Annotated in this window: 8 protein-coding genes; 4 read left to right on the top strand and 4 right to left on the bottom strand. The window is 71.3% G+C overall.

The window, feature by feature from the left end:
• Positions 1–29 precede the first annotated feature (29 nt).
• Positions 30–1,235 carry a low temperature requirement protein A gene (locus tag ACIA47_RS26075; RefSeq protein ID WP_396711107.1) on the top strand — a complete coding sequence of 402 codons (1,206 nt, stop codon included), beginning with the start codon at positions 30–32 and terminating at the stop codon, positions 1,233–1,235.
• A gap of 7 nt (positions 1,236–1,242) precedes the next feature.
• Here the strand turns inward: ACIA47_RS26075 and ACIA47_RS26080 are convergent, their stop codons facing one another.
• The 3 genes from ACIA47_RS26080 to ACIA47_RS26090 form a co-directional block, all read right to left on the bottom strand.
• Positions 1,243–2,091, bottom strand: coding sequence for a siderophore-interacting protein (locus tag ACIA47_RS26080; protein WP_203121897.1), 849 nt, complete (start codon positions 2,089–2,091; stop codon positions 1,243–1,245).
• Between the two features lie 15 nt (positions 2,092–2,106).
• On the bottom strand, positions 2,107–3,378 hold the full coding sequence (locus tag ACIA47_RS26085; RefSeq protein ID WP_396711108.1) for a deoxyguanosinetriphosphate triphosphohydrolase: 1,272 nt from the start codon (positions 3,376–3,378) through the stop codon (positions 2,107–2,109).
• 160 nt (positions 3,379–3,538) lie between these two features.
• Positions 3,539–3,892 (bottom strand): VOC family protein, encoded by a 354-nt coding sequence (locus ACIA47_RS26090; RefSeq protein ID WP_112675786.1) that lies wholly within the window; start codon positions 3,890–3,892, stop codon positions 3,539–3,541.
• 253 nt (positions 3,893–4,145) lie between these two features.
• Here ACIA47_RS26090 and ACIA47_RS26095 point away from each other — a divergent pair, with 253 nt between their 5' ends.
• Positions 4,146–4,646 (top strand): roadblock/LC7 domain-containing protein, encoded by a 501-nt coding sequence (locus ACIA47_RS26095; RefSeq protein WP_396711109.1) that lies wholly within the window; start codon positions 4,146–4,148, stop codon positions 4,644–4,646.
• Positions 4,647–4,688: 42 nt separating this feature from the next.
• On the opposite strand, the gene ppdK is transcribed toward ACIA47_RS26095, so the two are convergent.
• Positions 4,689–7,397: a pyruvate, phosphate dikinase gene (ppdK, locus tag ACIA47_RS26100; protein WP_396711110.1), complete on the bottom strand. Its 2,709-nt coding sequence runs from the start codon at positions 7,395–7,397 to the stop codon at positions 4,689–4,691.
• A 316-nt stretch (positions 7,398–7,713) separates the two neighbouring features.
• Between ppdK and ACIA47_RS26105 the strand changes: the two genes are divergently transcribed.
• On the top strand, positions 7,714–9,480 hold the full coding sequence (locus ACIA47_RS26105; RefSeq protein ID WP_396711111.1) for a family 20 glycosylhydrolase: 1,767 nt from the start codon (positions 7,714–7,716) through the stop codon (positions 9,478–9,480).
• Between the two features lie 772 nt (positions 9,481–10,252).
• The coding region (locus ACIA47_RS26110; RefSeq protein ID WP_396711112.1) for a C39 family peptidase at positions 10,253–10,572 on the top strand (320 nt) is incomplete at its 3' end.

Raw genomic sequence — 10,572 nt, forward strand, 5'->3', positions numbered from 1 at the left:
GGCCGGGTCCGCGCGGGGACCATGACCAGATGCGCCGGGTACGGACCCAAGCCCCCCGCCTGCCGAGATGGCTGGCCGCTCGGATGGGGCTACCCGGGCAGACCCCGGGTGCGGACGAGGCCGGCCACCGGCACGCCACCTGGCTGGAGCTCTTCCTCGACCTCATCTTCGTGTACGCCCTCGCCGCGGTGGTGCGCCGACTTGGCGACGAGCCGACCCCGTCGCCGAAGGCCGTGCTGGCCGTGATCGGGCTCTTCGTGGTGATCCAGTGGGCCTGGATGGGGCAGGTGTACTACGACACCCGGTTCGATCCGGACGACGCGTTGCACCGACTGCTGGTGCTTGTCGCGTTGGTCGGCGCGGGAGCGATGACCCTCGGGGTCGACGAGGTGCCGGAGAGCGTGCTCCTGCCGGTCGGGTACCTGATCGTGCGGGGTGTGCTGCTCCTGCTGTACCTGCGTGCCCGCCCCACCAGCCCGATGGCCCGGATGGTCACGACGGTCTACCTGATCGGCTTCGGGTCGGGCTGGTTGATCTGGTTGGTGTCGTTGACCGTGCCCACCGAACTGCGGCCCGTCCTGTGGGCGATCGCGATGGTCATCGAACTGAGCACGCCCTGGGTCGGGGTGCGCTGGCTCAACCGTTGGCCGGTGGACAACCGGCACCTGCCGGAACGGATCGGCCAGTTCACCATCATCGTGCTGGGTAGCGCGCTGGCCAGCCTGCTCTTCGCCGTGCCGGACCACCCCCCGCCCCACATGATCCTCACCGCCGCGATGGCCTTCCTGATCCCGGCGGCGGTCTGGTGGGTCTACACCACCTTCGTGACCACCCGGTTGGCCCAGAGCCGGCTGCGCGGCGGGCAGGCGTACAGCTACCTGCACATTCCGCTCGGCGGTGCGCTGCTGCTGCTCGGCTGGGCGCTCGGGCAGGTGGTGCGGTTGGTCGACGACAACGCGAACCGCCTGCCGCTGGAGCTGCGGCTGCTGCTGGGCGCGTCGATGGTGGTGTGGACCGCCTGCGGGCTCGCCCTGTACTGGCTGTGGACCCGACCGAGCGCCGCCCGGTTGGCGATCGCCGCCTACGGGGTGGTCGCGGTCTCGCTGATCACCACGACGGTGCACCAGCCGAGGCTGATGCTGTCGCTGCTCTCCCTGGCCGTCGTCGGTTACGCCGTACTGCTCAGCCGACGCCTCGCCCGGGCCGGTCAGGAGATGAACACGCCCGAGGGCTGAGCGGTGCTCAGGCCGCCGCGGCCTGCTCCGGAATGGCCGTCTCCTCGGCCGCCACCTGCTGGTTCCAGTCGGCCTTGGTGGAGCGCCAACCCTCGTCGTCCATGCCGCGCCGCCAGTAACCGGAGATGGAGAGCCGGTCGAGGGGTACGCCCCGCTCGCCGCGCAGCAGCCGGCGCAGCTCCCGGACGAAGGCTGCCTCGCCGTGCACGAACGCGTGCACCTGGCCGGCCGGGAACTCCAACGCCCGCACCGCCTCGACCAGCGCCTCGCCCACCGGGCGTTCGCCGCGATGCAGCCAGGTCAACTCGACCGCCCCGGGGCTGAGCAGCTTCTGCTCCTCCGCCGGGTCGGCGATCTCCACGAAGACGTGGGCCGGGGCACCCAGCGGCAGACGCTCGCACGCGGCGGCGATCGCCGGCAGGGCGCTCTCGTCACCGACCAGCAGATGCCAGTCCGCGTCCGGGTTCGGGGCGTACGCGCCGCCGGGGCCGACGAAGTGCACCGGATCGCCGGGACGCAGCGCGGCGGCCCACGGGCCGGCCAACCCCTCGTCGCCGTGGTGCACCACGTCGACGGTCAGCTCCCCGGCCAGCGGATCCCAGCTCCGAACCGTGTACGCGCGCAGCCGGGGCCACTGCTCCCGGGGCAGGTCCCGCCGGATCGCGGCGAGGTCCAACGGCTGCGGGTACGCAACCCCCGGCTGCGGGAACACCACCTTGATGTAGTGGTCGGTGAACTCGCCCACCGGCAGGCCGACCAGTTCGTCCCCCCCGAGGACCAGCCGGATCAGGTGCGGGGTGGGCCGCTCGGTGCGCAGCACCCGGGCCGAGGTGACGTTCCTGGGGCGTTCCGTCATATCAGTTAGGCTAGCCTAAGTTGGCTGGTGGTCAATCGGGGGTGTCCCGTTGCCGACCAGGCGGGTGTGCCAGGTCACTGCCGCCGGGTCGGTCAGGGAGGCCACCTGGTCGATGACCACCCGCAGTCTGGCCGCGTCGTCCGGGGCGGCCCGCCACAGCGGGGAGAAGATCGGGTCGAGCCCTTCCGGGGCACGCCGGACCAGCGCGGCGACCAACTCCGCCAGCATCGTCCGCTGCCGCTCGTAGCGGCCCCGGAAGCCGCTGCGACGCATCACGTACCGCAGCGCGATGCCCTTGAGCAGCGCGCACTGCGCCCGCACCAGGCGGGGCACCACCAGATCGGCGGCGTAGCGGCGGTGCGGGCCCGGACCGAAGCGCTCCTCCGTCGCCGCCACCGCAGCGGACACGAACAGCCCGGTCACACCGCTGGTGGTGGCCTTCAAGGCGACCTGCGCGCGATGACTGCCGTCGTACCCGGTGAACGGGGCGAGCAGCGGACCGGCCAGCAGATCGACGAGCACCTCGGCCAGGTCCGCCGCGGACTCCCCGGAGTAGGCGGCGGCCACGTCGCCGCAGAGCGCGGCCCGCTCGTCGACGTCGGTGAGCAGCGGGTGCAACGTGACGTAACCACCGTGGATGCCGTCCTCCACGTCGTGCACCGAGTACGCGACGTCGTCGGCCCAGTCCATCACCTGGGCCTCCAGGCAGCGCCGGTCGCCGGGCGCGCCGGCGCGGATCCAGTCGAAGACGGCCACGTCGTCGGCGTACACCCCGAACTTGCGCTCCCCCGGCCGGCGCGGCCAGGGGTACTTGCCGATCGCGTCCAACGACGCCCGGGTCAGGTTCAGCCCGGCGGACGAGCCGTCCGGGGCGAGCACCTTCGCCTCCAGGCGGGTCAACACCCGCAGGGTCTGTGCGTTGCCCTCGAAGCCGCCGCACGGCGTGGCGAGCAGATCCAGCGCAGCCTCGCCGTTGTGCCCGAACGGCGGGTGCCCGAGGTCGTGCGCGAGCCCCGCGACGTCCACCACGTCCGGGTCGCAGCCCAGCCGGGCACCCATCTCCCGGGCGATCTGGGCCACCTCCAACGAGTGCGTCAGCCGCGTACGCAGGAAGTCGTCAGTGCCGGCGGTGTGCACCTGGGTCTTGGTGGCCAGCCGGCGAAACGCCGCCGAGTGCAGCACCCGGGCCCGGTCGCGCTCGTACGGCGACCGGCGATGCCCGGTGTCCTTGGGCGGCTCCTCGACCAACCGCGCGTCCGCCGCGCCCGGCTCAGTCCTCGCGCTCACAAGGCTTCTGTTGTTCGCGACTGCGGGGCTCGCAAGAACGGCTCACTCCTCGCGCTCACAAGGCTTCTGTTGTTCGCGACTGCGGGGCTCGCAAGAACGGCTCAGTCCTCGCGCTCACAAGGCTTCTGTTGTTCGCGACTGCGGGGCTCGCAACACCGGCTCACTCCTCGCGCTCACGCAGCACGCAGAACTCGTTGCCCTCGGGGTCGGCCAGCACCGTCCACTCGACGTCGCCCTGACCGATGTCGACGTGCCGGGCACCCATGTCGACCAGGCGCTCGACCTCAGCCTCCTGGTTGGCGGGGCGCAGGTCGAGGTGCAGCCGGTTCTTGCGCTCCTTGCCCTCGGCCACCGGGCCGAAGAACAGGGCGGGCAACTGGTCCGGGGACTGGCGGATCTCCACGCCGCTCGGAGTCTCGGTGACGACCTGATAGCCGAGCGCCTCGGCCCACCAACGGGCCAGTCGGGCCGGGTCGCGGGCGTCGACAGTCAGGCTCTCCCAGACACTGGTCATGCAGTCACCTCTTCCCGTTCGACGCGGCGCCCAATCGGCCGTGTGCGAGCGAGCCAAGATTACGCCCGCCCCCACTGCTCGACCCGCTCACGACGCATCGACGAAGGGCACACAACCACCGATTGGCCCCCAGTTGCCGACCGATCGCCGAGGGTTACGGGCTCGCGGCCGGAAGTCGCCACCGGTAGCGTTCCCAGCGCGGAACGTAACCAGCCGACTGACACGCAGAGCCGACCGGTGAGGGGTAACGCTCGTGGACGCAGACACGGTGATGGGAACGGAGCTACGCGGGCTGCGCCAGCGACGACCCGACATCGCCGGCACGGTCCTCGCGGGCACCGACGGCCTGCTCATCTCCAGCGACCTACCCAGCACCGACGCCACCCATCTCGCCGCGCTCGCCGCCGCGAGTTTCGGGCTCGGGCACCGGGTGGCCGACACCGTCCAGCAGGGTGAGTTCCGGGAGTCGGTGGTGTGCACCACCGCCGGCTGCGTGGTCACCTATCCGGCCGGGCGCAGCGCCCTGCTGACCCTCGTCACCGCGTCCGCGGCGGGGGACCTGGAGGCGCTGCACGAGGAGGCCCGGGTGGTGGCCCGTCGGGCGGGGTCGTTGTTGGACGTTCGCGGGGCAGGCATCGGCGCGACGTCGGTACCGGACGCGCACGCCCCGCTGGCCACGCGTACCCCGATGGCGACCCTGCCGGCGCAGTTGCGCCGCTCGTCCCGACCCACCTGGCGTCGTCCGCCGATCTGAGCGCCGGCGGCGGCCGGGTGACCAGGCCGCCGCCGACGTGCGTCAGCGGCTGTCCGACCCGCCGGTCTCCACGACCGCTCGACCGGCCTCCAACCGGGCCACCGGCACCCGGAACGGCGAGCAGGACACGTAGTCCAGGCCGACCTCGTGGAAGAAGTGCACCGAGTCCGGGTCGCCACCGTGCTCACCGCAGATGCCGAGCTTCAGTCCGGGCCGGGCGGCCCGACCCTCCTCGGCGGCGATCCGCACCAGCCGACCGACGCCGTCGCGGTCGATCGACTCGAACGGCGAGATGCCGAAGATGCCCAACTCCAGGTAGCGCCAGAAGAACGCGCCCTCGACGTCGTCGCGGGAGAAGCCCCAGCCCATCTGGGTCAGGTCGTTGGTGCCGAAGGAGAAGAACTCGGCCGCCTCGGCGATCTGCCCGGCGGTCAGCGCCGCCCGGGGCACCTCGATCATGGTGCCGATCAGCACCTCGACGCCGCTGTCCCCGACCACCTCGGCAATGATCTTTTCGGCCTCGGCACGGACCGTCTCCAACTCCTGCACGGCCCCGACCAGCGGCACCATGATCTCCGGTTTCGCCACCCCGCCGCCGCGGGCACAGCTGACCGCCGCCTCGGCGATGGCCCGGACCTGCATCGCGAACAGGCCGGGGATGACCAGGCCGAGGCGTACGCCCCGCAACCCGAGCATCGGGTTCTCCTCGTGCATCCGCCGGACGGCGGCGAGCAGCGCCTCCTCCTTGGCCACGTCCTCGCCGCGTTCCTGGGCGACCGCCACGTTGACGGCGAGCTGCTCCAACGGCGGCAGGAACTCGTGCAACGGCGGGTCGATGAGCCGGACGGTGACCGGCAGGCCGTCCATTTCGCGGAAGATCTCCTCGAAGTCGGCCCGCTGCAACGGCAGCAGCGCCGCCAGCGCCGCCTCCCGCTCGCCCGGGGCCCGGGCCAGGATCAGCCGCTCGACCAGCTCCCGCCGGTCACCGAGGAACATGTGCTCGGTGCGGCACAGCCCGATGCCCTCGGCGCCGAAGCGCCGGGCCCGGGCGGCGTCCGCGCCGGTGTCGGCGTTCGTGCGGACCGCCAGCCGCCGCTTTCCGTCGGCGTGCGTCATGATCCGGTGTACGGCCCGGACCAGCGCGTTGTCGATGTGCTCGGGGTCGAGGCTGCCCTCGAAGTACTGCACGACCTCGGAGGGCATGACCGGCACCTCGCCGAGGTAGACCTTGCCGGTGGTGCCGTCGATGGACACCACGTCGCCCTCGTTGACGGTCTGCCCCGCCACTGTGAAGCGCTTCGCCGGGACGTTCACCTCGATCTCGTCGGCACCGGAGACGCAGGTCTTGCCCATGCCCCGGGCCACCACCGCGGCGTGGCTGGTCTTGCCGCCGCGCGAGGTGAGGATGCCCTTCGCGGCGATCATGCCGTTCAGGTCGTCCGGGTTGGTCTCCCGACGCACCAGGATCACCGACTCACCCTCGGCGGCCAGCTCGACGGCCCGGGCGGAGGTGAAGACCACAGTGCCGGACGCCGCGCCGGGCGACGCGCCGATGCCCTTGGCGACCGGCTGGAACTCGTGGTCGAGCTGGAAGCGCGGGAACATCAGCTGGGCCAGTTGCGCGCCGTTGACCCGGTGCAGCGCCTCGTCCAGGTCGATCAAGCCCTCGTCGACGAGTTGCCCGGCGATGACGAACGCGGCGGCGGCGGTGCGCTTGCCGACCCGGGTCTGCAACATCCACAGCTTGCCGCGCTCGATGGTGAACTCGATGTCGCAGAGGTCCTTGTAGTGCTCCTCCAGCCGGGCCATGATGCCGAGCAGCTCGTCGTAGGAGGCCTTGTCGAGCTGCTCCAACTCCTGCAACGGCACTGTGTTGCGAATGCCGGCGACCACGTCCTCACCCTGGGCGTTGGCCAGGTAGTCGCCGTAGATCCCCTGCGCGCCGCTGGCCGGGTCACGGGTGAACGCGACCCCGGTGCCGGAGTCGGGCCCGAGGTTGCCGAAGACCATGGTCACCACGTTGACCGCGGTGCCCAGGTCGGCCGGAATGCGCTCCTGACGGCGGTAGAGCACCGCGCGCTCGGCGTTCCACGACTCGAAGACCGCCCGGATGGCCAGGTCGAGCTGTTCGCGTGGCTGCTGCGGGAACTCCCGACCGGTGTGCTTCAAAAAGATCTTCTTGTACGCGTCGACCAGCCCACGCAGGTCGTCGGCGTCCAGATCCAGGTCGTTGTGGGTGCCCTTGGCGTGCTTGGCCTCGTCGAGGGCGTGTTCGAACTCCTCGCCCGGCACCTCGCAGACGGTCTTGCCGAACATCTGGATGAGTCGCCGGTAGGAGTCCCAGGCGAATCTGTCGTTGCCCCCCGCCTGCGCGGAGAGCCCGACCACGCTCTGGTCGTTGAGACCGACGTTCAGGACGGTCTCCATCATGCCGGGCATGGAGAACTTGGCACCGGAGCGGACGGAGACCAGCAGTGGGTCCTGCGGGTCACCGAGGCGCTTGCCCATCGCGCGCTCCAGCGATTCCAGGTGTGCCTCGATCTGACCGGCGAGCCCGTCCGGCTCCCGTCCCGTCGTGAGGTACGCCTGGCACGCCTCGGTGGTGATGGTGAAGCCGGGCGGGACGGGCAGGCCCAGGTTGGTCATCTCGGCGAGGTTTGCCCCCTTGCCGCCGAGCAGCTCCTTGAGCTCCTTGTTGCCTTCGGAGAAGTCGTAGACGTACTTGTGATCGACGGTCCCTTGCGCTGCCACCAGAGCCTCCACAACACACGCGCCGGATTGACACTTAACGAAGGTTCAGTTTTCTTATTCCCCGGGACGGACCGCCGGTAATCCCGGGGTCAACGTCGATCGGTGGGCGAAGGTTAAGCGAACATCGAGTGACCTGGGACCGTTCGGTGACAATTGGCACAGCCATCACGACTATCCGTGTTCGTACCGGTTTTTGGGAACGCTTCCATGCGCACCATCACGCATCCCGGCCGAGCGTCGTACGCTTGACGCCACGCCAGCCGGTGAACCTCACTTTTGCCATAACCGACGCGAATACACCCCCGGAGTCGCCGCCGTGTCGACCACCCCCTCCCCCGGCCCCACCGCCGTCCCCGTGCCGCTCCCGGCGGGGGAACCGGACGCGGCCACGCTGGCCCGCACGGCGCTCTCAACGGGGGAACCGGCCGCGGCCACGCTGGCCCGCACGGCCGAGCAGACCGCGGGCACATTGCTCGCCCCGACGGCCCCGCACCGGCTGGCCGACGTCGTGCCCGCCCCACAGCACGTTGAGCCGGACCCGACCGCCGACTGGGTACTGCCGGCCGACGCGGTCATCGTGTCCAGCGCCGACCCCGCCGCGCTGGCGGTCGCCGAGCAGCTCGCCCAGCTCCTGCGTCCGGCCACCGGCTACCCGCTGCCGGTCACCGACACCATCACGCCGGAGCCCGCCAATGGCATCGCGCTGGTGCTCGACGACAGCGCCGACCTCGGCGCGGAGGGCTACAGCGCCGACCTCGGCGCGGAGGGCTACAGCGCCGGCCTCGGCGCGGAGGGCTACCGCCTCGACATCGCCACCGTCGGGGTACGCGTCACGGCCGCCACCGCCGCTGGCCTCTTCCACGGCGTACAGACGCTGCGCCAACTGTTGCCGGCGGCGATCGAGAGTCCGACCCCGGTCACCGAACGCTGGGCGCTGCCCGGCGGCACCATCACCGACGTACCCCGGTTCCCCTACCGAGGCGCCATGCTCGACGTCGCGCGGCACTTCTTCGCCGTCGAGGACGTGCTGCGGGTGGTCGACCACCTGGCCCGCTACAAGCTCAACCACCTGCACCTGCACCTCACCGACGATCAGGGCTGGCGGATCGCCGTCGACTCCTGGCCGAAGCTGACCACCGTCGGCGGGACGACCGAGGTCGGCGGCGGCCCTGGCGGGCACTACACGAAGGCCGACTACCAGCGGATCGTCTCCTACGCGGCCGCCCGCCACATCACCGTCGTCCCGGAGATCGACCTCCCGGGGCACACCAACTCGGCGCTGGTCGCGTACCCGGAGCTGGCACCGGACAAGATCGCACCGCCGCCGTACACCGGCACCGAGGTCGGCTTCAGCTACGTCGACCCGGCCGACGAGCGGACGTACGACTTCGTCGCCGACGTGCTGGGCGAAGTGGCCGCGCTCACCCCTGGCCCCTGGCTGCACATCGGCGGCGACGAGGCGTTCAAGGTGAAGGGCGAGGTCTACACCGGTTTCGTCGAGAGGGTTCAGCGCACCGTGGCCGACCTCGGCAAGACCGTCGTCGGCTGGCACCAGCTCGCACCCGCCGCCCACCTCGACGGGCGGGTCCTGCAGTGGTGGGGCACGAACGGCGAAGACCCCACCACCGTCGACGCCGTACGTCGGGGCGCCCGGCTGATCGTCTCCCCCGGCAACCACGCCTACCTGGACATGAAGTACGCCCCGGACACCCCGATCGGGCACGACTGGGCCGGCCTCATCGACGTACGAAAGGCGTATGACTGGGACCCGGGTACGCACGTCGCGGGCGTACCGGCGGAGGCCGTTCTCGGTGTGGAGGCCCCGCTCTGGACCGAATCGGTCACCTCGCTGGCCGACCTCGAACTCCTGCTGCTGCCCCGCCTCCCGGCCATCGCCGAGTTGGGCTGGTCCACCCGGGCGACCCACGACTGGGCCGACTTCCGCGACCGCCTGGCCGGCCAGGGCCCACGCTGGACGACAGCCGGAATCACCTTCCACCGCGCGCCCGAGATCCCCTGGCCCACCGCACCGACCATCCCGACACAGCGCAACATGCCCCAGACCGACACCGCCACGCCCTGACCCCCGGCTCAGCCCGGCCTGCAAGGCGCTCAGCTCCGGACAGGCCCGGTCCACCCGGGCGCGGCCGGGCGCTGGCGACGAGCAGGTCCCGGAGCGCTCTACCCGAGGGCCGGCCCGGTCCACACGGCGCCCTACCGGAGGCCGGCCCCGTTCACGCGGTGACCTGCCTCCGCGTTGGCCCGCCTCGGACCGCCCCGAGCCGCGCGAACGGCGCAGACCGGCATGATCCACTCGGCTTTTCATGAAGTCGGGGCATCCCCGGCGCCCGGACACCGCGACTCTCAGGAACCCGAGTCGATCACCCCGTCTCGGCCGGCCTGTCCGTATCGCCGACTGGGCGAGCTGGGCGGGTTGTCGGGTTTGGTGTCGGCTGTCGGGTGGTCGGGGCCACCCCGGCGGCGGAATCGGCTGCCCGGCCGGGTCGTTATACCTGGCAGACCACCGCAACAGTCCCGGTCGCGGGGCACGGCAGCCGCCGGGAACACCGGCCGGGCCGCCCCGGTTACATCCTCCGCATGGCCGAACGGCCGGGCAGGGCAGCCGCCGGGAACACCCGCCAGGCCGCCCCGGTTACACCCCCCGAACGGCCGAGCACCACAACAGGCCCCCTGCGGGTAGGCGGAATGACCTGCCACCGCGAACGGTTACACCCTGTCCCGACGCCGACCCCCCTCGCGGGTCACCGGGCACCCCTCGAACTTTCCCCGCACGGTCGCACTGACCCCCCGTTGAGTGCCGTGCGGGCACCCCCGATGCAGAGGAGCACGCCATCATGCGTACCGATCTGATCCGTAAGACCGCCCTGACCGCCGCCGGGCTCGCCTTCACCGGCGGCGCCATCGCCGGCCCCGTCACCACCGCCTTCGCCGCCCCCACCACCAGCAACCCGGCCACCCAGACCCAGACCGACCGCAAGGGCGGCCACGGCGAGCGCGAACTCGGCGTGCGCTACGAAGCCCAGCCGAACTTCTACTACTGCGGACCCGCCGCCACCCGCAACGCCCTGAGTGTGCAGGGCAAGAACATCAACGTCGACGACATGGCCAAGGAAATGGGCACCACCGAGGCCGGCACCAACTCCATCAACGACAT

It is taken from the genome of Micromonospora sp. NPDC051227 (genome assembly GCF_044455385.1).
Classification (GTDB): Bacteria; Actinomycetota; Actinomycetes; order Mycobacteriales; family Micromonosporaceae; genus Micromonospora.

What these genes read in the sequence shown, in the direction of transcription:
- ACIA47_RS26075 (WP_396711107.1), top strand. Translation starts at nt 30, where the DNA reads ATGCGCCGGGTACGGACCCAAGCCCCCCGCCTGCCGAGATGGCTGGCC.
- ACIA47_RS26080 (WP_203121897.1), bottom strand. Translation starts at nt 2,091, where the DNA reads ATGACGGAACGCCCCAGGAACGTCACCTCGGCCCGGGTGCTGCGCACC.
- ACIA47_RS26090 (WP_112675786.1), bottom strand. Translation starts at nt 3,892, where the DNA reads ATGACCAGTGTCTGGGAGAGCCTGACTGTCGACGCCCGCGACCCGGCC.